Origin of the sequence: Gymnodinialimonas mytili, from assembly GCF_037544085.1 — a bacterium.
Classification (GTDB): domain Bacteria; phylum Pseudomonadota; class Alphaproteobacteria; order Rhodobacterales; family Rhodobacteraceae; genus Gymnodinialimonas; species Gymnodinialimonas mytili.
The window spans coordinates 37922-62780 of record NZ_JBBIFW010000004.1; the positions used below are offsets into that span (position 1 = coordinate 37922).

The 24859-nt window shown below is 62.4% G+C and carries 22 protein-coding genes; 13 read left to right on the forward strand and 9 right to left on the reverse strand.

Annotation, left to right across the window (positions count from 1 at the left end; translation table 11 throughout):
• Window positions 1–45: 45 nt before the first annotated feature.
• The 3 genes from V8J82_RS16555 to dusB form a co-directional block, all read right to left on the reverse strand.
• The gene (locus V8J82_RS16555; protein ID WP_339976734.1) at window positions 46–1428 is read right to left on the reverse strand and encodes a response regulator; all 1383 of its coding nucleotides are present in this window, start codon (window positions 1426–1428) and stop codon (window positions 46–48) included.
• A 77-nt stretch (window positions 1429–1505) separates the two neighbouring features.
• Complete coding sequence (locus V8J82_RS16560; protein ID WP_339976736.1) at window positions 1506–2576, reverse strand: two-component system sensor histidine kinase NtrB; 1071 nt, start codon at window positions 2574–2576, stop codon at window positions 1506–1508.
• Window positions 2573–3556 (reverse strand): tRNA dihydrouridine synthase DusB, encoded by a 984-nt coding sequence (gene dusB / locus V8J82_RS16565; protein ID WP_339976738.1) that lies wholly within the window; start codon window positions 3554–3556, stop codon window positions 2573–2575. The genes V8J82_RS16560 and dusB overlap by 4 nt, the downstream gene beginning before the upstream one ends.
• Window positions 3557–3736: 180 nt before the next feature.
• Between dusB and ispF the strand changes: the two genes are divergently transcribed.
• Genes ispF through V8J82_RS16580 form a run of 3 tightly spaced genes read left to right on the forward strand, consistent with a single transcriptional unit; the run spans window position 3737 to window position 5858 of the window.
• Entirely contained in the window at window positions 3737–4900 is a 1164-nt protein-coding gene (gene ispF / locus V8J82_RS16570) for a 2-C-methyl-D-erythritol 2,4-cyclodiphosphate synthase (protein WP_339976740.1), read from the forward strand.
• Complete coding sequence (locus V8J82_RS16575) at window positions 4897–5382, forward strand: phosphatidylglycerophosphatase A family protein (RefSeq protein ID WP_339976742.1); 486 nt, start codon at window positions 4897–4899, stop codon at window positions 5380–5382. The genes ispF and V8J82_RS16575 overlap by 4 nt, the downstream gene beginning before the upstream one ends.
• A complete protein-coding gene (locus tag V8J82_RS16580) occupies window positions 5379–5858 on the forward strand; it encodes a CinA family protein (RefSeq protein ID WP_339976745.1) in 480 nt (159 codons plus the stop codon). The genes V8J82_RS16575 and V8J82_RS16580 overlap by 4 nt, the downstream gene beginning before the upstream one ends.
• On the opposite strand, the gene V8J82_RS16585 is transcribed toward V8J82_RS16580, so the two are convergent.
• Window positions 5831–6292 carry a type II toxin-antitoxin system RatA family toxin gene (locus tag V8J82_RS16585; RefSeq protein ID WP_339976747.1) on the reverse strand — a complete coding sequence of 154 codons (462 nt, stop codon included), beginning with the start codon at window positions 6290–6292 and terminating at the stop codon, window positions 5831–5833. The two genes, V8J82_RS16580 and V8J82_RS16585, sit on opposite strands and share 28 nt — an antisense overlap.
• Window positions 6293–6375: 83 nt before the next feature.
• On the opposite strand from V8J82_RS16585, the gene hpt reads away from it, so the two are divergent.
• The 4 genes from hpt to V8J82_RS16605 all read left to right on the forward strand — a co-directional run bounded on the left by hpt (window position 6376) and on the right by V8J82_RS16605 (window position 9978).
• Entirely contained in the window at window positions 6376–6924 is a 549-nt protein-coding gene (gene hpt / locus V8J82_RS16590) for a hypoxanthine phosphoribosyltransferase (RefSeq protein WP_339976749.1), read from the forward strand.
• A gap of 122 nt (window positions 6925–7046) precedes the next feature.
• Window positions 7047–7526 (forward strand): c-type cytochrome, encoded by a 480-nt coding sequence (locus tag V8J82_RS16595; protein ID WP_339976751.1) that lies wholly within the window; start codon window positions 7047–7049, stop codon window positions 7524–7526.
• Window positions 7527–7581: 55 nt separating this feature from the next.
• Window positions 7582–8472: a c-type cytochrome gene (locus V8J82_RS16600; protein WP_339976753.1), complete on the forward strand. Its 891-nt coding sequence runs from the start codon at window positions 7582–7584 to the stop codon at window positions 8470–8472.
• Between the two features lie 66 nt (window positions 8473–8538).
• Window positions 8539–9978: a methyl-accepting chemotaxis protein gene (locus tag V8J82_RS16605; RefSeq protein ID WP_339976755.1), complete on the forward strand. Its 1440-nt coding sequence runs from the start codon at window positions 8539–8541 to the stop codon at window positions 9976–9978.
• A gap of 55 nt (window positions 9979–10033) precedes the next feature.
• Here the strand turns inward: V8J82_RS16605 and lipA are convergent, their stop codons facing one another.
• Complete coding sequence (lipA, locus tag V8J82_RS16610) at window positions 10034–10987, reverse strand: lipoyl synthase (protein ID WP_339976756.1); 954 nt, start codon at window positions 10985–10987, stop codon at window positions 10034–10036.
• Window positions 10988–11089: 102 nt separating this feature from the next.
• A complete protein-coding gene (locus V8J82_RS16615) occupies window positions 11090–12235 on the reverse strand; it encodes a DUF6456 domain-containing protein (protein ID WP_339976757.1) in 1146 nt (381 codons plus the stop codon).
• Window positions 12236–12440: 205 nt separating this feature from the next.
• Here V8J82_RS16615 and V8J82_RS16620 point away from each other — a divergent pair, with 205 nt between their 5' ends.
• Window positions 12441–12683, forward strand: a complete 243-nt coding sequence (locus V8J82_RS16620; protein WP_339976759.1) for a DUF6477 family protein — start codon at window positions 12441–12443, stop codon at window positions 12681–12683.
• A 55-nt stretch (window positions 12684–12738) separates the two neighbouring features.
• Here V8J82_RS16620 and V8J82_RS16625 read toward each other — a convergent pair whose 3' ends face one another.
• Window positions 12739–14280: a trimethylamine methyltransferase family protein gene (locus V8J82_RS16625; RefSeq protein ID WP_439650084.1), complete on the reverse strand. Its 1542-nt coding sequence runs from the start codon at window positions 14278–14280 to the stop codon at window positions 12739–12741.
• 156 nt (window positions 14281–14436) lie between these two features.
• On the opposite strand from V8J82_RS16625, the gene V8J82_RS16630 reads away from it, so the two are divergent.
• Genes V8J82_RS16630 through V8J82_RS16640 form a run of 3 tightly spaced genes read left to right on the forward strand, consistent with a single transcriptional unit; the run spans window position 14437 to window position 17210 of the window.
• Window positions 14437–14892 (forward strand): NUDIX hydrolase, encoded by a 456-nt coding sequence (locus V8J82_RS16630; RefSeq protein ID WP_339976763.1) that lies wholly within the window; start codon window positions 14437–14439, stop codon window positions 14890–14892.
• 43 nt (window positions 14893–14935) lie between these two features.
• Complete coding sequence (gene guaA / locus V8J82_RS16635) at window positions 14936–16522, forward strand: glutamine-hydrolyzing GMP synthase (RefSeq protein WP_339976765.1); 1587 nt, start codon at window positions 14936–14938, stop codon at window positions 16520–16522.
• A gap of 7 nt (window positions 16523–16529) precedes the next feature.
• Window positions 16530–17210 (forward strand): YdcF family protein, encoded by a 681-nt coding sequence (locus V8J82_RS16640; protein WP_339976767.1) that lies wholly within the window; start codon window positions 16530–16532, stop codon window positions 17208–17210.
• A 3-nt stretch (window positions 17211–17213) separates the two neighbouring features.
• On the opposite strand, the gene V8J82_RS16645 is transcribed toward V8J82_RS16640, so the two are convergent.
• Window positions 17214–18581, reverse strand: coding sequence for a PQQ-like beta-propeller repeat protein (locus tag V8J82_RS16645; protein ID WP_339976769.1), 1368 nt, complete (start codon window positions 18579–18581; stop codon window positions 17214–17216).
• Between the two features lie 39 nt (window positions 18582–18620).
• Window positions 18621–19505, reverse strand: a complete 885-nt coding sequence (locus tag V8J82_RS16650) for a hypothetical protein (protein WP_339976771.1) — start codon at window positions 19503–19505, stop codon at window positions 18621–18623.
• Between the two features lie 251 nt (window positions 19506–19756).
• Here V8J82_RS16650 and V8J82_RS16655 point away from each other — a divergent pair, with 251 nt between their 5' ends.
• Window positions 19757–21040: an efflux RND transporter periplasmic adaptor subunit gene (locus V8J82_RS16655; protein ID WP_339976773.1), complete on the forward strand. Its 1284-nt coding sequence runs from the start codon at window positions 19757–19759 to the stop codon at window positions 21038–21040.
• Window positions 21037–24843 (forward strand): efflux RND transporter permease subunit, encoded by a 3807-nt coding sequence (locus V8J82_RS16660; RefSeq protein WP_339976775.1) that lies wholly within the window; start codon window positions 21037–21039, stop codon window positions 24841–24843. Before V8J82_RS16655 ends, V8J82_RS16660 begins: the two co-directional genes overlap by 4 nt.
• The last annotated feature ends 16 nt before the right edge of the window (window positions 24844–24859 follow it).

The window sequence follows — 24859 nt, forward strand, 5'->3', positions numbered from 1 at the left end:
CCGGACGGGGGCCTGTACCCTATCCGCAACGCCGGTGTTGCCAAGTTACATCAACTTGCGGCGCCGTGTCACGCGGATATCAAGGTCAGTGATCTTCTTACGCAAGGTATTGCGGTTGATGCCCAGAAGATCGGCACATTTGGCCTGATTGCCGCCTGTGGCATCCAGCGCAATCTCGATCAGGGGCGTTTCGACCTCGCGCAGGATACGTGTGTAAAGACCGGGCGCGGGCAACACCCCGCCATGTAGATCAAAGTAGCGCCGTAAATGCTTGGCAACGCTGGCAGAAAGCTTGTCACTTTCACCGCCCGCCCCGATCAGAGGCTCGGTCGCGGGCTGGCTGCCCAGGACCGCCTCGACCTCGGCGCGGCTGATTTCCTCGACCTGCGAGGTCACGGTCAAACGGCGAATCGTGTTCTCTAATTGCCGCACATTGCCGGGCCAGGAATAGGCGCGGATCAGATCCATTGCTTCGGTGGAAAACCGCCGAACCGGCGCACCGTCGCGTTCGCCGCGCGCCAGGAAATGGGTGGCCAGAAGCGGGATATCATCGACCCTCTCGCGCAGGCTCGGCACCGACACGCCGACACCGCCCAGACGGTAGAACAAATCCTGACGGAAGCGGCCTTCTTCCATCTTCTCCATCAGGTCCTTTTGGCTGGTCGCCATGATGCGCGGCCCGGCATCGGGCATGGCATCGAGCATCCGCACGATCTTGGCCTGTGCCGATTCCGACAGATCGCCCACCTCGTCAAACAGGATCGAGCCGCCCCGCGCCCGTGCCATCACCGTCGAGGGGCCGTCGACCCCTTCGAGATCCGAGGCGGAGGCCACGACAAAGGGCAAGGTCCGCCGGTCCGAGAAATCGTGAATAGCGCGTCCGATCAAGGACTTGCCCGTCCCGCTTTCGCCAGTGATCAGAACCGTCAGTTCCGTATTCATCACCCGCGCCACCAGGCGGTAGAGCGCCTGCATCACCGGTGTGCGCCCGACCAATGGCAGATCCTCGCCCGCGCCGGGCACAGGCTCAGCCGGGGCCGGTACGGGTTCAGGGGCCAGACGACGCTTTTGATCCAAAGCGCGTGCGGCGCGTTTCATCAAGTCGGGCAGGTCGAAGGGTTTCGGCAGATAATCATAAGCGTCCTTCTCGGTCGCCTGGATCGCTGTCATGATCGTGTTCTGGGCCGAGATGATGATCACCGGCAGACCGGGCCGCCGTTCGGTGATCTGCGGCAACGTATCCAGGCCATTGCCATCGGGCATGACCACATCGGAGATCACCAGATCCCCTTTTCCTTCGTCGACCCAACGCATCAGTGTCATCAGGCTGGAGGTCGCGTGGACCTTACAGCCTGCGCGGGTCAGCGCTTGGGTCAGAACGGTGCGGATGGTGCGGTCGTCATCGGCGACCAGGATAGTGCCGTCCATGGCTTAAAAACCTCGTGTCGGGGTCGTTTCATGCGTGAGTTGAGCGGGTCGGCGCGACCCCTGGGGCAGAATAGCGATCATTGGGCCGCCTCCTTTGGTGCAATTGGCAGCGAGATGCGGAACACCGTGCGCCCCGGCACCGATTCCATGCTGATCCAACCATCGTGATCGGCGATAATTTTCGAGATTAGCGCCAGACCCAGACCTGTGCCATTCTCACGGCCGGAGACAAAGGGTTCAAAGACATCCTCGGCCATATCGGCGGGAATGCCCGGGCCATCATCGACCACCTCGATCTGGAGCGGCACGGCGCCGCCCGATCCATCGCGGCGGCGCACCTTCAAGGACAGCTCGTAGAAGGTGCGCAGGCGGATGGTGCCGCCCGCCGCGCCAGCCTCGGCTGCGTTCTTCAACAGGTTCAACACCACCTGCAGCAATTGATCGGGATCGGCCCAGGTCGCGGGTAGCGAGGGGTCATAATCGTCCAGGATCTGCATATGGGCGGCGAAGCCCACAGCGGCGGATTTGCTGGCGCGGTCCAGCACGTCGTGGATGTTGACCGCGCGGCGGTCGGGTGGGCGAATATTGCCGAAATCCTCGACCTGCTCCAACAATTTCAGGATGCGGCGGGTCTCGGCCACGATCAGATCCGTTAGCTCCCGATCCTCCCCGGACACATTCATTGAGATGAGTTGTGCGGCGCCGGTGATCCCGGCCAGCGGGTTCTTGATCTCATGGGCCAGCATCTCGGCCATGCCGATGGCGGATTTGGCAGCGGTTTTCGACGACATGGCGCGATCCATCCGCCCCTGCAAATCGCGGCTTTCCAACAGCACAAGGACATGGTCGGGCTTGTCGGCGAGGCTGGTGATCTGCACATCGCAGGCCACCGGCTTGCGGCTGCCGGTGCCGACATCGACCGAATTGACGAAGAGCGGAGCCTGGGCGGTGCGCACCCGCGCGAAGCTATCCTCAAGCGGCGCATCGACAAAGATCTTATCCCAGACCGGATAGCCGTTCAGAGACTTTTTCGATGCGTTTAGAAAGGCTTCCGCTGCGGGGTTCACGTCACGGATGCAGTCTTCGGCATCCAGGATCAGCGCCGGGATCGGCAGCGAGGCCCAAAGCGCATCGGTCCATTCCGTCATGCCGCCACCCGCAAACCGGGGCTGAGCGCCAGGGGCAACAATGCGGTCACCTCCAGCGGGTCACGCGCGGTCAGGACACGTTTGCGCAGGTCTTTCGGGGTGCCTGCGCCGTCCATATACCAGCCCAGATGCTTCCGCGCGACGCGCAGGCCCAGATCGGCACCGTAGAACGCCAGCATATCCTCGTAATGCGCCGCGACCATCTCGGCCAGTGCGGGGCCCGTCGGGATTTGCGGCGTGACAGCGCCGTAAAGGCTCGCCGCGATCTCGGCTAAAAGCCAGGGCTGGCCCTGGATCCCGCGGCCCACCATGACCCCATCGGCACCGGAACAGCGCAGGGCCTGGGCGGCGGCGGGCGCATCGGTGATGTCGCCATTGGCGATGACGGGAATGCGCACAGCCTCTTTCACCGCACGAATGGCGGACCAATCCGCCGTGCCCTTGTAAAACTGGCAGCGGGTGCGGCCATGGATCGTGACCATGCGGATACCCGCATCTTGGGCGCGACGCGCAATATCGGCGGCATTTAACGTGTCATCGTCCCAGCCCAACCGGGTTTTCAACGTCACAGGAACAGAGACGGCGGAGACCACAGCCTCGATCAGCGCCAGCGCGTGGTCGGGCGCGCGCATCAAGGCGGAGCCTGACATGCCGCCTGTCACCTTCTTGGCGGGACAGCCCATATTGATATCAATGATCCGCGCCCCCTGCCCTTCGGCGATGCGTGCGGCCTCGGCCATCCAATGGGCCTCGCGTCCGGCGATCTGCACCGCGCTGGCCTGTTCGCCAAAACCCAGCTCCGCCCGCGCCCGGACCGAGGCCTTCGCTTCGACCATCTCCTGGCTCGCGACCATCTCTGACACGACCAGCCCCGCGCCAAACCGCGCAACTAGGCGGCGGAACGGCAAATCGGTGATCCCAGCCATCGGCGCCAGCAGCACCGGCGGATCGAGGGTGATGTCGTCAAGCGTCAGGGGCAAAGTGCTTAATCCTTGAGCAGTTGCGACTCGAAATACGTTGCCAGCCGGGGGAAGACAAAGGGCTGACACGCCTTATGGCAGCGATAACAGAGTGATGATGAAAAAATAAGCATCGCGCCCAATAAAGCATCGCACGCATATCCGATTGTGCGCATGGGGTCGAGCGCCTATCACCGGGATATGGAGAACACGGGCCCCTCATCCCCGCTGACCGCCGCCCTGATCGTGGCCGCCGGGCAAGGCGTGCGCGCAGGCGGCGATCTGCCCAAGCAGTGGCAGGTCGTGGCCGGAAAAACCGTGGCGGAGTGGAGCGTTGCGGCCTTCGATGCCCATCCCGCCGTGGATATGATTTTGTTGATGGTGCGCGCGGATCTGGAACCTGATTTGATCCCTACCGCCGTCAAAACGCCTTTGCATGTGGCCCATGGCGGCGCTGAGCGCAGCGATACGGTGCGGCTGGGCCTGGATCTGTTGGCGGAAATGGATGTGGAGCGCGTCTTGATCCATGATGTGGCCCGCCCCGGCATTCCATCACGGGTGATTGACGCGGTTCTGGATGCGCTTGAGGATCATCCCGGTGCGGCCCCGGCCCTACCGGTCACCGATGCGTTGTGGCGTGGCGAGAAAACCGTCACGGGTACACAGAATCGCAGCGGGTTGTGGCGCGCGCAGACGCCGCAGGGGTTCGACTTGGCGGCGATCCGGGCGGCGCATCACGCCTTTGAAGGCATACCCGCGGATGATGTCGAAGTGGCCCGCGCCGCAGGTCTGGACGTGGCGATTGTGCCAGGCGATGAGGCCAATCTGAAAATCACCGGCCCCGCGGATTTCGCACGGGCCGCGTCGGTGTTGAAAGGACAGGATATGGATGTTCGCGTGGGCAACGGCTTTGACGTGCATCGCTTCGGACCCGGAGATCACGTGATGCTCTGCGGCATGTCCGTGCCCCATTCGCGCGGCTTACAGGGCCATTCCGATGCCGATGTGGCGCTGCATACGATCACCGACGCGATCTACGGCGCCTTGGCCGAGGGCGATATCGGCACACATTTCCCACCTTCGGACCCGCAATGGAAAGGCGCGGAGAGCCATATCTTTCTGACCCACGCCGTGGTGCGCGCCGCCAAGCGGGGCTTTGCGATCTCAAATGTCGATCTGACGCTGATTTGCGAACAGCCGAAGATCGGCCCGGTGGCGGGCGCGATGCGGGACAGGTTGGCGGAGTTGATGCGGATCGAGGTTGATCGCGTCTCGGTCAAAGCCACCACGTCTGAGCGGTTGGGCTTTACCGGCAGGGAAGAAGGCATCGCCGCTCTGGCGAGTGTGACCCTGGTGGCGACATGACCCGGATCATTGCAACCTTCGGCGGCGTTGGCCTTCTGCGCCCGGCGCCGGGCACCTGGGGCAGCCTGGTGGCGCTTGGGCTGGGCATTCTAATCCATATGGCGGGCGGCTTCCTGGCGCTGCTGCTTTGTTCCATTGCCGTGACGGTGATCGGCTATTGGGCGGTTGCGCAGGAAATCGGCGACAGCAAAGAGGACCCATCGGAGTTCGTGATCGACGAGGTGGCGGGCCAATGGGTGGCCTTGTGGCCGGTCTCATTGGGGGCCGCGATGACAGGATCGAGCATCCTGGCGCTTTATCCCGGCCTGATCGTGGCGTTCCTGGCCTTTCGCGCGCTGGATATTCTGAAACCCGGGCCCATAGGCTGGGCCGACCGGCAACCGGGCGCGTTGGGCATCATGGCCGACGATGTGATCGCCGGTTGGCTTGCCGCGATGATCGTGGCGCTGGCTGCCGTGCTTGGCCACCTGGTGCTGCTGTGACCCCGCAAGAGGTGAACGCCGCCTTGCGCGCCCAAGGTTGGGTGCTGGCCAGTGCCGAAAGCTGTACCGGCGGGCTGATCGCTGGGGCAGTGACGGATGTGCCCGGCAGTTCGGATGTGTTCGACCGCGGGTTTGTGACCTATTCAAACGCCGCCAAGGCCGAGATGCTGGGTGTGGATATGGCGCTGATCGAGGCCCATGGCGCGGTGTCGGAACAGGTGGCACGGGCCATGGCGCACGGGGCCCTGACCTATTCGGCCGCCGATATCGCGGTCTCTGTCACCGGGATCGCCGGGCCCGGGGGGTCAGAGCACAAGCCCGAAGGCCGGGTCTGTTTCGGCTTGGCTATGCGCGGGCACGATGCGCAGGTGGAAACGGTCGATTTCGGAGCACTCGGGCGCCCGGTTGTGCGGATGCGCAGCGTCACACATGCGCTGGATTTGGTGGCTCAGGCCGTGGCGGCGTCGGCGCCGTAAAGCGTATGGGCGCGCGCCTCGAATGCGCGAACGATCCGCTGCATCGCATCCATAAAGAACATGCCAGCGGCCCCCTGCAACAGGCGGTTCTTGAACTCGAAATCCACGTGGAAATTCACGTCGCACCCGGTCTCGGTATCGACGAATTCCCAGTTTGAGATCAGATGCTTGAACGGACCGTCGACATATTCGGTGTCGATCTTGCGCGCTTCTTCCCACAGCGTTACGCGGCTCAGGAATTTTTCGCGGAACATTTTGAAGCCCACGACCATATCGGCATGCATCACCTTATGGTCGCCCTTGGGTTCGACCGAGCGCACACGCGCGGCAATGGTCCAGGGGATGAACTTCGGATAGTCATCCACGTTGGCGACCAGATCATACATCTCGGCTGCGGAATATGGCAGCTTGCGCGTCTCGGAATGGGTCGGCATCGTTCCTTTTACCTTTCTTGCGTGATCTGCATGTCATAAACGATGCGCGTAAAATCAAGGTTCCCAAATCGACTGGAGGCGATATGGCGCAGACGGGTTACACCGTGTCTCAGATGATCTCGGCCAAGGCGATCGCCGCACGGATCGAGGATTTGGCCCGAGAAATCGAGCAGGACTTTGCCGGAACCAATAAGCTTGTTGTTGTCGGTTTGCTGCGCGGGTCGTTCGTGTTCATCGCCGATCTGGTGCGCGAATTGGACCTGCCGGTCGAGGTCGATTTCCTGGAGGCGTCCAGCTACGGGAATGCGATGGAAAGCAGCCGGGAAGTCCGCATTCTCAAGGACTTGCGCGGCGAAATTCAAGCACGTGACGTCCTGGTTGTGGAGGATATCGTCGATACCGGCCACACGTTGAACCATGTGGTGGGCTTGCTGCGCAGTCGCGCGCCCGCGCGGCTGAAAACCATCGCCTTGCTCGACAAACCCGTCCGGCGCGAAGTGGATTTCCGCGCCGATTGGATCGGGTTCGAAATCCCCGATGAATTCGTCGTCGGCTATGGGATCGACTATGCGCAGCGCAACCGCAATCTGCCCTTCATTGGCAAAGTGACGCTGCACGAGGACGCTTCTTAGAGATATGCGCAGAGTCTGTGCGAGGCCACACAGGTTGCTCGGTTGACAGAGTGTCGCAACCCGCTACCGTTTAAGGCGAACGTCCTGCCTGCCACACGCCAGCAACTCCGGAGCGCTTCCCTATGATTTCCCTGAAAAACATCTCTTCTGCCGCCGCAATTGGTGCGGTGGCACTGTCTTGTTTTGCCTTGTCCGCCCAGGCCCAAGGGGGCGACTCCAACCCAGCCGTCTCTGCACGCCAAGGGCAGTTCCAGTTGATGGGGTTGAATATCGGCGTGTTGGGTCAGATGGCCCGTGGAAACACCGAATATGATGCCGAGGCCGCCCAGGCCGCCGCCGACAATCTGCTGGCGATCTCGCAGATCAACCAGATGTTCCACTGGCCTGAAGGCACTGACACGGAAAGCATCGAAGGCACCCGCGCCTTGCCCGCGATCTGGGAGGAAGGCAGCACCGTTCTGGATATCTGGGCCGATTACGGCGCCGCCGCGGAAACGCTTGCGGGCGCTGCCGGACAAGGTCTGGATGAGATGCGCGCGGCCCTTGGCCCGGTCGGGGCCGCCTGCGGGTCATGCCACGACGATTACCGCGCGCCGGAATAAGGGGACGCGGGCGGTGCGACAGATGACACGCGCCGCCTGCCCCTGATCCTTAACTATGGTCCGGTTCCTGCGCCTTCTGCTTGGTCTTGCTCTGATTGCCGCACTCGGCGGTTGGATCGTAACGCGTCCGCAGCAGATCGACCCCGAGGAAGTCGCGGATCTGACCGGCGATCCGGTCCATGGCGAACAGGTGTTCTGGGCGGCGGGCTGTGCCTCGTGCCACGCCGCTGATGAAGCAGAGGGCGAAGATCGGCTGCTGCTGTCCGGTGGTCAGGCCTTCGCCAGTGATTTCGGTACTTTCTACGCGCCCAATATCTCGTCCGATCTGACCCACGGCATCGGCGATTGGACCCTGGCACAATTTCTGACCGCCTTGCAAAACGGTGTCAGCCCCGACGGGCGGCACTATTACCCCGCCTTCCCCTATACCGCATACCGTTTGGCGGAGCGTCAGGATCTGGCCGATCTGTTCGCTTACATGCAGACCCTGCCATCCTCCGACACGCCCAATGTTGCCCATGATGTCGGGTTTCCATTTTCGATCCGGCGCAGTGTTGGTGCCTGGAACCTTCTGAATTTAAATGATGACTTTGTCGTTCAGGGTGAGCTTTCCGCAGAGGTCGTGCGCGGGCGATACCTGTCGGAGGCTTTGGCCCATTGCGGCGAATGTCACACGCCACGCGACGCCTTGGGTGGTCTGGATCGGAGTCGCTGGCTTCAGGGTGCGCCAAATCCAAACGGCAGGGGCACGATCCCGTCGCTGACGCCGGACGCCCTTACCTGGTCGCAAGCCGAGGTTGCCGCCTATCTGCGCGACGGTTTCACGCCCGACTTCGATGTGGCGGGCGGGCATATGCGCTCGGTCATTCTGAACCTCGCTAATCTACCCGACGCTGACCGCGCGGCCATCGCCGCCTATCTCGCGGAGCTTCCGCCAGCGCCTTAACCGCACGGTAACGGCGAGGCCCTATGCAAGGGCAAGATGCCAGATTTGTGCCGATGAGGTGGCCCCATGGATGCGGCAGGAGTTCCATCGCAGATCAATGCCGACGACCCCGCGCAGACGGCGCGCGCGCCGTCCCATGACGGCCTCAACAGACTTGGCCAGCTTGCCGATCATGCGGGACAAAACATCGTCAAACTGGCGGGCCAGCTCGATCGCATCGATGCGGAGTCGAAACACCAGCTCGACATGGTCGACCGCACCACCGCGCAAACCCAAAATCTGCTGCGCGTTACCCAACAGATGAACGACGAATTGGTGACGGTGTCCGACGCCAATGCGCGGGCCTTGGACACGGTGAAAGCCTCCGTCACCGCATTGCGCGAATCGTCGGATCGCAGCCAGGAGGTCGCCAGTTGGGTCGGAGATCTGGACGGCGCGCTCGGCTCGGTCGAGGCGACCCTGTCCGCCGTCAGCCAGGCCAATGGGCGCATCGCTCAAATTGCCAAACAGGTGAATATCCTTGCGGTGAACGCCAAAATCGAGGCCGCCCGCGCCGGAGAGATGGGCCGAGGTTTTGCCGTGGTCGCCGAGGCGATCAACGCTCTCTCGCGCGAAACGGCCCAGGCGGCCCAGGATGTGACCGGGTCGACCACCACCCTGACCGGTTTGCTCAGCGGGTTGCGCAAAGATGCGCGCGATGTCGCAGACCAGGCCAAAGCCGTTTTAGAGGGCGCCTCCAGCGCAGATGACGCCCTGGCACAGATCAATGTCGATGTGACCAGTGCCGCCCAAGATACCAAAAAACTGACCGATGATGCCCGCGATGTATTTGGGATCATTAGGGATTTTGCCCCGGATTTCGAGGACTTGGCGAACGGTCTTCGCAATACCGCCGCTGGCGTGCATCGCGCGCGCGACCGCGCGGAAGAGGTTGTCACGATTTCCGAGCGTGCGGTTCAAGTCTCGGTGCAATTGGGCGCGGCCAGTCACGATGGCCCGATGATTGAACTGGTGATGGATCGCGCCGCTGAGATCTCCGCCCTATTCGAACACGCTTTGGATGCGGGCCAGATCAGCGCCGACAAGCTCTTTGCGCAGCAATACACCCCTATTCCTGGCACGGATCCACAACAGGTCATGGCGCCTTTCACCGCGTTCACGGATCGCGTCTTGCCCGCAATCCAGGAACCGGTGGTCGCGTCCGATCCCCGCATCGTCATGTGTGCCGCGGTGGATCGGAATGGTTATTTGCCGACCCACAATCTCAGCGTGTCTCATCCACAGGGCGACGATCCGGTTTGGAATGCCGCCCATTGCCGGAACCGTCGGATTTTCTACGACCGTGTGGGCCTGAAATCCGGCCGCGACACCGAGCCGTTCCTGATGCAGACCTATCTGCGCGATATGGGGGGCGGCACCCATGTATTGATGAAGAACGTATCGGCCCCGATCATCGTAAACGGGCGACATTGGGGGGGATTGCGCCTGGGCCTGTCCCTGGACTGACGCCTGCGCCATCCCAACACGCGCTGTATCCGGGCGACATGTGTCCGGAGCGGGCCTAGGCGTGGCCGAGTTTGCGCAGGCGGTTCTCACGCAAGCGGGCGAAATCATCCCCCGCATGGTAAGAGGATCGCGTCAGAGGTGTCGCCGACACCATTAAGAACCCTTTGCCCCAGGCCGCTTTTTCGTAGCCTGCAAATTCCTCGGGCGTCACGAAACGATCCACCGCGTGATGCTTGGGGGTTGGTTGCAGGTACTGGCCGATGGTCAGAAAATCGATATCGGCGGCGCGCATGTCATCCATCACCTGCAACACCGATTGCCGATCCTCACCCAACCCAACCATGATGCCGGACTTGGTGAAGATTGTCGGGTCCATCTCTTTCACCCGCTGCAGCAGACGAAGCGAGTGGAAGTAACGCGCCCCGGGACGCACTTCTGGGTAGAGGCCCGGCACTGTTTCCAAATTGTGGTTAAACACATCCGGCTTCGCGGCAACGACAACCGACAGCACCTCATCGGGGGCTTTGATGAAATCCGGCGTCAGAATTTCGATCGTGGTGCCCGGCGCACGGTGGCGGATGGCGCGGATGGTCTGGGCGAAATGCTCGGCCCCGCCATCTTGGATATCATCGCGGTCGACGGATGTGATGACCACATGGTTCAGGCCCAATTTTGCCACAGCGTCAGCGACGCGGCCCGGTTCGAACACGTCCAGCGGTTCGGGCGGCTTACCGGTTGCAATGTTGCAGAAGGTACAGGCGCGGGTGCAGACCTCGCCCATGATCATCATCGTCGCATGGCCCTGGGACCAGCATTCACCGACATTCGGGCAGCCCGCCTCTTCGCAGACCGTCGTCAACCGATTGTCACGCATGATCTTGGCGGTCGCCTTATACCCTTCACCCACTGGCGCTTTCACGCGGATCCAGCTGGGCTTTTTCGGTTGGGCATTGTCCGGGCGATGCGCCTTTTCGGGGTGACGCTGCTGGGGGATCTTGAGATCGCGCAAGGGGGGCCTCCGGTCGGTTGCTTACCCCTTATGTAGACTGGCAAACCCCAAAGGTCACCCCAGCGAAAGGGAGCAGCCGGATTGCACCGGCTGCAACCCAAGCTAGCCCATCGTGGCGGGCACGAAATTGTAGCGGTCTTCATAATGCTGCAGCAGGCGTTGCAGGCCGATTTTCAGCACCACTTTGCCGGACCGCGCCGACCAGCCCAGGCGTTTCTCGGCCGATTCCAGACCCTCCAGGAAACAGCAAACCCGCAACACGACATCCGCCAGGCCTGGCCCGAGGACATCCAGCGCGTCGGATACCCGCTGCCGCGCGGCGCGTGGACCTTCGGCAATGCCGGAATCGCCCAGGAATCCGCCGCGATCCGAGCCCGTCAGAAACCGTTCCCAGTTTTGCCCGACACGGGGACCCATGTGCGCCCGTTCAAAATCCTCGCGCAGGCGCTCGCCGGCTTGCACCAATTCCGGCCCCAGGAACGGTTTGCCATCGGGCCCTTTGCGGCGCGCGAGCGCTCCGAGGGGCGATTCTGCGAGATTCACCCGCATCTGACGCGGCGCGGCGCCCTCTTCCGGGGTGATTTTGCGGGAGCCCCACGCCGCATGCTGGCCTTGAAAGGCGGTCGGACCTTCGGCAAACCCCGCTGTGCCAAAGCGCCGCTTGCGATCCTCATCCAGCAGGCGTTTCAAAGCCGATTTCCCGGTCGCGGTGATCGAGTAGCGCGAGATGCGACCCTTTTTAAGGCAGGAAATCCAATCCTTGATCGCAAATGCCTGGGCCACTTGGCGGTCAACAACGGCGGTGCGCGTCTGCTCGCCATCAGTGCCCTGGCGGATGACCACCGCCTTGTCCATGTCTTGGGCCACCGCCAGGACAGCGCCGGTTTCGCACAACCGGCGCAGAATGCGCCGGGCTTCCCGGGCGATCAGGGTTTCATCGTTGATTGGCGTCCGAATAGGGGCAGTCATGCGCCGGATCTCCTTTGCGGAAGTCTTGTGAGTGTGGTGGGCGTGTTTCACGATCTCGGTCAGGCTCGATAAGGCCTCATCGATCAACGGATCGTCGCGGCGCGCCTCAATCTGACGGACACGACGACAAATGGTGGAAGGCGCTTGGCCTGTTGTCTTGGCGATATCCCGAAACGACAGGCCATCGGCCACATGGGCCAGATATTGCCGCGCGGATTCCGGGACCCAATCGGGAAACGGCAAAGCCGCCGGGGCAGAAGAGGCAGTGGCGTGGGTCATAGGCAGGAGGATTCCGGGATACAGGTCAACAAGAGCAAAATTCCGCCGTATTGATTACTGATTGGTTAAAATCTGTGGATAAACGGCAAATTGTTTCCAATACGTAAACAAATTAGATCCAGCGAACGCGAGGATAAGTCGACACGCAACACCCCGAAAAGGTGAGTCAGGCTAGGCTTACTCACACCAAACTGGGGATAAGATGATGACAAATCTGACTGATCACCTGACCAATATGCGCCGGCCGGGACTGTTGGTGCGCGCGGCCACTATGGCCTGTGAAACAGGGGATGCGCATCGGCGTGCTAAGCGGCGACCGGTGTCGAAATTGCTGGCCGAAGAAGAGACATTGAACGCCGCCCGTCTTGGCGGCGGCATGGGGTATTCGCCCACGCGCCACGTCCAGGTTATGAGCGCGCTTTTGGCTGCCGCGCGCGCGGTGCATTAAGGAAACAAAGGTTTACCGCAGCCCATTTGGGACAGGGCGGCGGTAAACAAAGCCTTTAGATGAAGGCGTCTGGTATAGCGGCCTTCTTCTGCGCGACATAGGCCCGCAACGCCTCGTCGATGGCCGGATCAAGGGCCGGTTGCTGATAATCCTGCAACATGCGCTGCACCTTGGCCGCGGCAATCTCGTAGGTCGAGCGCCCCCCTTCTTCGGCCCAGGTTTCATAGGGTTTGTAATCCAAAACACCCGACCGCCAGAAGGCGCTTTCGTAATTGGCCTGGGTATGTGCACAGCCCAGGAAATGGCCGCCGGGACCGACCTCTCGCAACGCGTCCATCGCCTGCGCATTGTCATCGGTCGCCACGCCCTGGGCCATCTTGTGCAAGATCCCCAATTGGTCGGCATCCATCACAAATTTCTCCGGGCTCGCAACCAGGCCGCCCTCCAGCCAGCCGCAGGAATGCAGCATGAAATTCACGCCCGCCAGCAAGGCTGCGTTGAGCGAATTCGCCGTCTCATACCCCGCCTGCCCGTCCGGCAATTTGGAGCCGTTGAACGACCCGCCGGACCGGTATGGCAAGCCAAGGCGACGGGCGATTTGCCCCGCGCCATAGGTGATTTGTGCGGCTTCGGGTGTGCCAAAGGTGGGGGCACCGGAATTCATGTCGATGGAGGTCACAAAAGCCCCGAAAATCGCCGGACTACCTGCGCGGATCAGCTGTGAATAGGCCACGCCCGCCAGCCCCTCGGCCATGACCTGTGTTAATGTTCCCAAAACGGAAACAGGCGCCATCGCGCCGCCCACGATGAAGGGTGAGATGATCGAGGCCTGACCGGCGGCGGCGTAATGCTCCAACGCGCCCATCATCACGCCGTCGAAGGTCAGCGGCGAGTTAATGTTGATCAACGAGGTCATCACACAATTTGCGTCGACTACATCCGCGCCAAAGAGGATCTTCGACATCTCAATCGAATCGGCCGCGCGCGATGGCTCGGTCACGGAGCCCATATAGGGCTTATCGCTCAAGCTCATATGGGCGTAGAGCATGTCCAGATGGCGCTTGTTGACGGCTACGTCGGTCGGCTCGCAGACGGTACCACCGGAATGATGCAGCCATTTCGACATGTAGCCGAGTTTCACGAAGGCCTCGAAATCGGCCATCGTGGCATAGCGGCGCCCATCGGCCAGCGAATGGACAAAAGGCGGGCCGTAGACGGGCGCCAAAACCAGGGAATTGCCGCCAATCTCGACATCGCGCGCACGGTTTCGGGCGATCTGCGTGAATTTCGACGGGGCGGTTTTAATCAGCTCCCGGGCCAGGCCGCGTGGGATATGCACCCGCTCGCCCTGCACATCGGCGCCCGCCGCACGCCACCGATCCAGTGCGGCGGGATTTTCAACGAACATGACGCCAATTTCTTCCAGCACGGTTTCGGCATTTGTCTCAATGATCTCAAGCGCTTCGTCATGCAGGATGTCGAGGTTGGGGATCTTGCGTTCGATGAAGTGCGCGGTCTCAAAGCTGACCGCAGAGCGGCTGGCACGCCGTGCGGCGCCACCGCCGCCACGCGCCCGACGTCGAGGGGTTTCCTGCATCTGTTCCGATTCGGCCATCTCCGCCTCCATCGTCGACTACCCGTTGGACTTGGATAACGCGCACTGATGCGCAGACATCGGCAAATTACGTCACTTCGCGCACAGACGCGACATGACCCGGTTGAGCTCACGCAGACCAGCACGTATCGACAGGCGATGTCGCAGGGCGAGATCACTCCAACATGGCGCTCCCATGCCGTACCGCGCGCAATCGCCATCGCTGTGATTCGGCGGAATGATCGACTTCTGGTCACCAAGGTGACCCAAGATGATGGGCGCCTCAAAGGCTATCGCCCTTTGGGCGGCGGCATTGATCTGGGAGAGACCGCGGCACAGGCTCTAGTACGCGAATTCCGCGAAGAGGTCTCGGCCGAGATCCGTGTCGGCGCGAGATTGGCCGTGCTGGAGAACATCTTTACCCATGAGGGGCAAATCGGCCATGAACTGGTCTTCGTGTTCGACGCACATATCATCAAGACGGGTGCGATCGAGTCATCGCGTTTTCTGCGCACCGAAAACGGGCGGGTGACGGCGGTGGATTGGGTTCCGCTGGACCGCTTCCGCAGTGGCGTGGCGACGCTGTTTCCCGATGGGCTAGCGGCGCTGATATAGCCAAGGCCTTGCGCGCCCCTGCACCGCACCTTAATCCGCCTTTATGACAAGTGCCGCCGTCCCCGACCCCGCCGACCATGAACGCCTGCTGATCATCGATTTCGGATCGCAGGTCACGCAATTGATCGCTCGCCGCCTGCGCGAGTTGAACGTCTATTGCGAGATCCATCCTTATCAAAATGTGGATGACGCCTTCATCGCCAAGTTTGCGCCGAAAGCGATCATTTTTTCGGGGGGGCCGGATTCGGTGTTGCGCGACGGGTCGCCGCGTCCGCCGCACGCCGCCTATGAGGCGGGCGTGCCGATCCTGGGCATCTGCTATGGGCAGCAGGTGATGATGCAGGATCTCGGCGGCCTGGTGGAGGGCGGCAAAATCTCCGGTGGGGGCGGCACGGCGGAATTCGGGCGCGCTTTCGTGGCACGCGCAGGCGCCTTGCCCCTGATCGACGGATGGGAGGATCGCGAGCAGGTCTGGATGTCCCATGGCGACCATGTCAGCCGCCTGGCGCCGGGCTTTGAGGTCTACGGTACGTCTCCCAACGCCCCCTTCGCGATCACCGCCGATCTCGACCGGCAGTTTTATGCGGTGCAATTCCATCCCGAGGTGCACCACACGCCAAAGGGCGCGAAGCTTTATGAGAATTTCGTCCGGCAGGCCGGATTCAGCGGCGATTGGACAATGGAGGCGTATCGCGAGCAAGCCATCACCGCGATCCGAGATCAGGTCGGCGACGCGAAGGTGATTTGCGCATTGTCGGGCGGCGTCGACAGCTCCGTCGCGGCGGCGCTGATCCACGAGGCCATCGGCGACCAGCTCACCTGCGTGTTTGTGGATCACGGGCTGCTGCGTCTGAACGAGGCCCATGAGGTCGTGGAGATGTTCCGCGATCACATGAACCTGCAGGTCATCCATGCTCAAGAGCAGGACTTGTTCCTGGGTGAATTGGATGGTGTTTCCGATCCGGAAACAAAACGAAAAATCATCGGGCGGTTGTTCATCGACGTCTTCCAGAAATACGCCGACCAGATCGAGGGCGCGGCCTATCTGGCGCAGGGCACCCTCTATCCGGATGTCATCGAGTCGGTGTCGTTCAGCGGCGGGCCGTCCGTTACGATCAAGTCGCACCATAATGTGGGTGGCCTACCCGAAAAGATGGGGCTAAAGCTGGTCGAACCGCTGCGCGAGCTGTTCAAAGATGAGGTTCGTGCGCTGGGTCGCGAGCTTGGCTTGCCCGACCACTTCATTGGCCGCCACCCGTTCCCCGGCCCCGGTCTGGCGATCCGCTGCCCTGGCGAGATTACCCGCGACAAGCTCGATACATTGCGGCTGGCCGACGCGGTTTACATCGATCAGATCCGAAAGCACGGCCTTTACGACGAGATCTGGCAAGCCTTTGTCGCGATCCTGCCGGTCCGAACCGTCGGGGTGATGGGGGACGGGCGCACCTATGATTACGCTTGCGCCCTGCGCGCGGTCACCAGCGTCGATGGTATGACCGCCGATTACTATGCGTTCGGCCATGAGTTTCTGGGCGAAACCGCGACGCGGATCATCAACGAGGTGCCTGGGATCAACCGGGTGACCTATGACATCACCTCGAAGCCGCCGGGCACCATCGAATGGGAGTGACCGTGCGATGACCATCCGGCGCGTCGGCCGGGCTTTGGGCCTGCTGATCCTGTCGGGTCCGTTGATCTGGCTCCTGACCTTCGCCGCGGTGCTGGTCCTGTCTTGGGCTTGGTCGGACCGGGACGCGCGTGCAGAACGGGCCGACGCGATCTTCTGTCTGGGCGCGGGCATGTCCATCGACGATCCGATGTTGCCTGGCCCCGCCTCGGACCAGCGGGCCATCGCCTGCGCGGAGCTTCATGCGGCGGGCGTGGCGGATGTGGTCGTTTTCACCGGCCGCGGCAACGCAACGAACTCAGCCGCACAAGCGATGGCCACACGCGCAATTGTCGCCGGTCTGCCGCCGGACGCCGCGCTGGTCGAGCCCAACGCCCGCTCGACCATCCAAAACGCAGCCTTCGGATTGGCGATGCTGCCCGACGAGGTGGAGGATGTGGTGCTCGTATCGAACGCGTTTCACCTGCCCCGCTCCTGGGCTATTTTCCGGGCTTTGGGTGTGGCGGAGGTTTCGGTCCATGCCGCGGCACCATTGGACGACGCCCCGGACGATCCACGTTATCAAACCGTGCTGGATTGGCAGATCCGCGAAGCCTCTGCGATCTGGCTGAATGTCTTGCGTGGCATCGCATATGCGGCAGGCGGCGCGGTCGGGATCGACCGCGAAACCCGGATTTCCTGGTTCAACTGATGCCTAGCGAAACGCGTGGAGCTGGCCGTTTTCGGTAACCACCAACAGCGTGTCTTGCACGACAATCGGATGTGCCGCGGCGCCGTTTCGCAGGGCCACCGATCCAACCAAGGCGCCCGATTCCGGGCTGAACATCCGGATCTGACGATCTCCGGAGGCAATCAGCAGCCGCCCACTGGCCAGGATCGGGCCGTAATGCGTGAAGACGGCGCGGCGCCGACGCTCGCGCTGATTGACGTAGAGCGGCAGCTCGGTGCCCCAGACACGGTCGCCTGTCGCGGCATCCAAACGGATCAATTCATTGCGGTCGGAGACGTAGAAGACATTGCCGCCAGCAACCAAGACCGGAGAATAGGCTCCGTCATCTGCCGTCCACAGACGCTGACCCTGGCTGGGGTCCAACGCCACCACGCGGCCCGATTGGTTCCCGGCGTAAAGGCGCCCGCCTGACAGCACTGGGTCACCGGTGATGTCGTTGATATTGGCATAGGCCACGCCGGTACGTCCGCCGGCGACGTTTGTGACCCAACGCTGGTTACCTGTGGCGATCGATGCGCCAACCAATTCGCCTGAGCCGAATGGGAAGACGACCAAACCGTTGCCGACGGCTGGCGCCGCGCCGCCCGACAGCAATGCCGAGGCGCGGTTTGCCGGGATCTGCCAATTGATGCGGCCATTCTCGGTGCTGAGCGCCCAAGCCTGGTTGTTGCGGCTGACGATATAGACCGTGTCACCCGACACGGTCGGCGCGCCGATCCCAGCATCCAGGCGCTGGCGCCACAACACGCCACCCGATGCCGGATCAAGGGCCACCAATTCGCCAAACCCGGTTGTGGCGAACAGACGCCCGCCGGAAACCGCCAGGCCGCCCCCGGACACCGCCCCATTTCGGTCAAAAGCGGGCTGCAGATCCGTGCTCCAAAGCGTACCGCCATTGGTCAGCGAGGTCGCCACCAGGCCCGCGGTCGCATCCAGCGTGAAGACCCGCCCATCGGCGGCCACCGGATCGGCGGTGATGCGGTTGCGGCGCGAATTGCCCGCGCCGATATTCGCACTCCAGATCGGGGTCAGCGACCCGCTGAGACTGGCATGGGGTGTGAGGTTTGACGCGTTAAAGCCCCGCTGGGTCCAGGATCCAAGCTGCGTGACGCCGGGCAGGCTGATCGCGCGGGGCGCATCGGCGGCAGCGGGGTCGCCAAAGGCGCGCGCCTCTCCGGGGATCGCCTCGGACAGCGGGATGTCGGTGGAAAACCGCTCACCGGGCAAGATCTGTTCGCGCTCGCAGGCCGCAAGGGCCAAAGCCGCGGCGCAGAGGAACGGCAAGGCAAAGCGCCCGGCCGCGGGCTTTTGGCGCGTGATGGCATCAAACATGGGTGACCCCCGTCGTTTCACTGGCGTTTTGTCCGGGCATTATTCGCTGGCAGGCTCGGACGCGGCGCCGTCTTCATCTGTCTCAGGGGCCGGATCTTCCTCGGCCCCCTCTGGCTCCGCGCGCGTCTCGGGCGCTGCATCGGCGGGATCCTCGGCAGCCTCTGGGGCCGCGTCACCCTCTGTGTCAGGGACCTGTTCGGCCTCTGTCTCTTCGGCGGGCGCCTCATCTTGCGGCGCTACTTCGGTCTCTTCCGCAACCGGCGCCGGGCCTTCATCGACCAGAACCGCCCCGCTCGACAGCGCCACAATCAACTGCGACGCGCGTTGTTGCAAGCCCGGAGAGGCCGCCGCGCTGCGTTCAATGGCGCGAAGCCGGTCCAGTGCCGCCTCAAGATCCCCCGAACGGACCTCCAGCAATGCCAATTGTTCTTCCGCCAAAGGTGCATAGGGCGCGCCCGGTGCGGCGATGCGTTCCAGCACTTGCCGCGACTCCGCTTCCGTACCGGGGTCCAGCATTTCGGCTTTGAGCAGCGCCAGATCGGTGTAAAGGCGGTTCAGATCCGGCGCCTGCGCGGCCTCTCGCAAGCGCGCAGCAGCTTCCGGCGCCTGATCGGCGCTGGCCGCCTCAGCCGAGGCCATCAACGCGATAATCATCCGGGTCTGGGCGTTCGGCGTCGCGACGGTTTCCAGCGCGCCGATGCGGGTGGCCGGATCTTCGGCATCCAGCGCTGTCAACAACGCATCTCCGAAGGCCTGCGCGCGCTGCTCGGCTTGTGCGCGCTGCCACTCGAAATAAGCGGCACCGCCGACAATTGCGATCACTAAAAGAATTGGGATCCACCCCCATTTGCGGAACAGGGAATAAAGCCGATCGCGGCGCAGCTCTTCGCTGACCTCATCAATAAAACTGTCGGTGTCGGACATCAGACGCGCAAACCCCAGAACCATATATTGCGCGAGGAGTACCCCGGCACCGCCCAAAGGTGCAAGGCCCCGGAAAAGACAGCCAAATTGAGGACGAGCCAATGAGTATTCTGAACCGTTCAGTTCAGTCTTGTTCTCACTTGGCGGAAAATGTAATCTGAACCGGGCGGTTTAGCGTATTCCGTTCAGATGATGGCATTTGCAGGACCACGTTTCACCCTGCGGTCCTATACGGGAAAAGGCATTACGGCATGAAATTGTTTCCAATCGTTACGGCGATATTGGTCTGTGTGGCGCTGTATTTTGTGGTGTTGGACCGCGCAACCTTATTGGGATTTGCGGGGCGCTTCGTGCCTGAGCCGAATAATGCGCCCACGCAATTGGCCGAATTGCCCGCCGATACCGAAGCCGTGGAAGATGATGGTCGCATGAATGTGATCGTGCGCCGGTCCGAGGCGCAAGTCACCGAGAATGCGGTTCTTTTGCGGGGTCGCACCGAAGCATTGCGCCTTGTCGATGTGGCCGCCGAAACCTCGGGTCGGGTCATTTCAACGCCGATCCGGGCCGGAGCCTTCGTGAGCGAAGGCCAGGTGATGTGTGAGATCGACCCGGGCACCAGCCAGACCGAATTGGAAGAGGCCCAGGCGCGATTGGCTGAAGCCGAGGCGCGTGTGCCCGAAGCCCGCGCCCGCCTGCCCGAAGCCCGTGCCATGCTCGCCCAGGCGCGCGCGCAATTGGAATCGGCGCAGATCGACGGCAATGCCGCCGCGCGCCTGAACGAGTCGGGCTTTGCATCAGAGACCCGGGCCGCCTCCGCCGCCGCAGCCACCGCCGCGGCAGAGGCCGGTGTCGAAAGCGCCGCGGCCACGGTGCAGGGCGCGGAGGCAGGTGTGCAATCGGCGCTGGCCAGCGTGCGCTCGGCCGAGGCGCAGGTGACCCGCGCCGAAAACGCGATCGAGGATCTGACGATTGTGGCGCCGTTTTCGGGGCTTTTGGAAACCGATACGGCGGAATTGGGCGCCTTGCTGCAGCCCGGCACGATCTGCGCCACGATCATCCAGCTCGACCCGATCAAGCTGGTTGGGTTCGTACCCGAGGCGCAGGTCGACCGCATCTCGCTTGGCGCCACCGCAGGGGCGCAATTGGCCTCAGGGCGCGAGGTTCAGGGCGAGGTCACCTTTGTCAGCCGCTCCGCCGATCCGCAAACCCGCACATTCCGCGTCGAGATCACGGTTCCAAATGTCGATCTGACGATCCGCGACGGCCAGACCGCCGATATCCTGATCCAAACCGAAGGCACACCCGCGCATCTGCTGCCATCATCGGCGATGACGTTGAGTGACGATGGCCAACTTGGCGTGCGTATCGTTGTGGATGGCGTTGTCGAATTCGCGCCCGTGACGATGATGCGCGACACCGCGCGCGGGGTTTGGCTGTCGGGTTTGCCGCAAACCGCCGATGTCATTACGGTGGGACAGGAGTTTGTCACTGCCGGCGTCGAAGTGCGCACCACGCTTGAGGAGCTGACCCAATGACCGGCATAATCGACTGGGCCGCCAGCCGCGCCCGAATGGTCATGGCCTTCGTCATCCTGTCACTGACGGCGGGGACCTTGGCCTATGTGGGCCTGCCCAAAGAGGGCGAACCGGATATCGATATCCCGGGCCTGTTTGTGTCGGTCCCCTTCCCCGGCATTTCGGCAACGGATAGCGAACGGCTGCTGATCCGGCCGATGGAATCGGAATTTCAGGATCTCGACGGGCTCGTATCGATTAATTCGACCGCCGCTGAGGGATTTGCCGGGATCTTCTTGGAATTCGAATTCGGTTGGGACAAGGGCGCGACAATTGCGGATGTCCGCGATGCTATGGGCCGAGCCGAGGTGCAATTCCCCGACGGCGCCGAAAGCTTCCAAATCGACGAAATCAACTTCTCGGAATTTCCGATTATCGTGGTTGCGATGTCCGGTGATGCGCCCGAGCGCACGCTGATCCGGCTGGCCAATGAAATGCAGGCACAGCTTGAAACGCTGAGCCCCGTACTTGAGGCCGGTCTGGCCGGGACCCGCGAAGAGATGCTGGAGGTGATCCTCGATCCCCTGGCGCTTGAGGCTTATGACGTCACCGCCGCCGATCTGATCAACGCGGTCCAGGGCAACAACCAGTTGATCGCCGCCGGTGAAGTCGAGACCGCCAGCGGCTCGATCTCGGTCACGATTCCGTCGAGCTTCGACAATGCACAGGACGTCTACAATCTGGCGATCACCGTGAATGGCGACCGCGTGGTGACCTTGGGCGAATTGGCCGAAATCCGGCTTACCTACCAAGATCGCTCCGGCACAGCGCGCTTTAACGGCGAAACATCCGTGGCGCTGCAGGTGGTCAAACGCCAAGGCTTCAACATCATCGATACCGTGGCCTTGATCCGCGAAGAGGTGGAACGGATCGAGGCGAGTTGGCCCGAGGATCTGCGCGCCTCGGTGCATGTGGAAACCACGCTTGACCAATCGGTGCAGGTGGACGGCATGGTGCGTCAGCTTGAAGGCTCGGTTCTGACGGCAATTGCCCTGGTGATGATCGTGGTGCTGGCCGCCCTAGGCACGCGCTCGGCCCTGCTGGTGGGTTTCGCGATCCCAACCTCATTCCTGCTGTGCTTCATCCTGCTGGGTATCATGGGGATCACAATTTCGAACATTGTGATGTTCGGCCTGATCCTGGCGGTGGGGATGCTGGTCGATGGCGCCATCGTGGTGGTTGAATATGCCGACCGGCGCCTGCGCCAGGGTGCGCGCCCGATGCAGGCCTATGTGGACGCTGCCAAGCGCATGTTCTGGCCCATTGTGTCCTCGACGGCCACGACGCTCTGCGCCTTCCTGCCGATGCTGTTCTGGCCCGGTGTGCCGGGGGAATTCATGGGCATGCTGCCGGTCACGCTGATTTTCGTTCTGTCGGCCTCGCTGATCGTCGCGCTGATCTATCTGCCCGTTTTGGGCGGCGTTGCGGCACGTTTCACACGGATCGTCGACCGCGCCGCGGCGGTCGTGACGGCGCTGGTGCCGTGGTATTGGGCACGCATCGTCATGACCTTGGCGGCCGGATATCTCATGTTCATGGCGGTGATGAACCTTGTGCGGCCGGGCGTGTTGACCCCGGCACTGCCAGACGCGCCACCGCTGGTCCCGATTGCGATCGCCGGGATCATGTTCCTGCTGGCCGCGACCCTGATGTCTGTGCTGATCGCCACGGTTCAAATTCACCGCAAGGACACACAGGTGAAGGCCGGGTATCGCCGCACCTGGTTTGGGTCCTTCATCCATCTGATGACGGGCAATCCGTTCATGCCGCTGGTCGCAATCGTCGCCGTGGGTGGATTTGTGGCCTACACGTTCATGTATTTCGGCGAGAACAATAATGGCGTTGAATTCTTCGTCGAAACCGAGCCGGAAAACGCCATCGTCTATGTCCGCGCCCGCGGCAATCTCAGCGTTGAGGAACAAGATGCTCTGGTGCGCCAGGTCGAAGAGATTGTCCTGACCCAAGACGGGGTGCGCGACGTGTTTGCCTTCTCAGGCTCCGGCGGTTTGAACAACAATACCGGCGGCGCGGCGGCGCCCGCCGATACGATTGGTCAGGTCCAGATGGATATGGAACCCTGGGGGACGCGCCCGGACGGTGACCTGATCCTGGACCAACTCGAACGCCGCCTTGCGGGTTTGCCCGGGTTTGAGACCGAGATCTTCTCGGTTTCCACCGGTCCGGCCAGCGGCAAGCCCGTGACCCTGCGTGTCAGCGGCGACAATTGGGAAGAATTGCAAGAGGCGACGCAGATCGTCCGGACCTATTACGAGAACTTGCCCGGCCTGACCTTGATCGATGACAGCCTGCCCCTGCCCGGGATCGATTGGCAGATCAATGTGGATGTGGAGGCGGCTGGCCGTTTCGGCGCCGATGTCTCTACCGTAGGTGCCATGGTGCAATTGGTCACGCGTGGGATCCTGCTCGATACGATGCGGGTGCCGACGTCGGACGAGGAAATCGATATCCGGGTGCGCTTCCCCGAAGAGGCGCGCGTTCTGTCCACCCTGGATAGTTTGCGCGTACGCACCACGGATGGGCTGGTGCCGCTGTCCAATTTTGTCAGCTACGAGCCGACACCACAATTGGCCACCATCGACCGGCGCAATCAAAGCCGCTTTTTCGAAGTGCTCGCCGATGTCTTGCCGGGCCTGTCGTCGGTGGTGGATTCCGATGGCGAACAGGTTGCCATTCTACGTGACATCGCAACGGTATCGAGCGGTGCCCTGGCGGCCCTGACCTTTGGCGAGACCGACTATGTCGTTTTCGCAAACGATACCGGCATTGCACCGGACGAGATCAGCGCGGGGCTGGCGGATCAGAGCCTGACCCTTGCCCCGATCAATGCCAACGAGCGGATCGAGCGGATCACCGAATGGCTGCAGGCCGAAGAGCCGCTGCCCAATTCCGTCAGTTGGGAATGGGGCGGCGACCAGGAGGAACAGGAGGAATCCGGCCAGTTCCTGATGACCGCCTTCGCGGCGGCGTTGGGATTGATGTTCATTATCCTGCTGGCGCAGTTCAACTCGATCTACAATGCCGTTCTGGTGCTGCTGGCGGTTGTGCTGTCGACCACTGGGGTGCTCTGGGGGATGTTGGTCATGGACCAGACCTTCTCGATCATCATGACGGGTACGGGCGTTGTGGCCCTGGCCGGGATCGTGGTGAACAACAACATCGTTCTGATCGACACCTATCAGGAATATTCCCGCTACATGCCGCGGCTGGAGGCGATCGTGCGCACGGCCGAGGCGCGGATCCGCCCCGTTTTGCTGACCACCATCACCACGATGGCCGGTTTGGCGCCGATGATGTACGGGATCAGCCTGGATTTCGGATCTGGCGGCTATACCGTGCAAAGCCCGACGGCGCTGTGGTGGATGCAATTGGCCACCGCCGTCGTCTGGGGCCTGGGCATCGCAACCGTGCTGACGCTGATCTTCACGCCGTCCTTGCTGGCGCTGCGGATCTGGTTCTGGACGCTACTGGGCATGGCGGCCCGGGGGCTTGCCATGGTCGGTGCCGAGCGGGTCAGCCGCCGCGCCCAGGATTGGGCATTGCAACGGGAGGCGCGCCGCGCCCAGAATCCGGTGATCTTCTGGGATGAGGATCCGCGCCTCGATCCCATCGGCACCGGCAACGACGAGGATCGTGCCTCAGAGCCAGACGAGGCCGAACCGAGCCCTGACACCTCGGATCCCTATGACGGGACCGAATTGGACGAAGGCAACGTTCCGCCCCGCAAACCTTTGGCGGCGGAATGAGCATATCCAAAGGGCG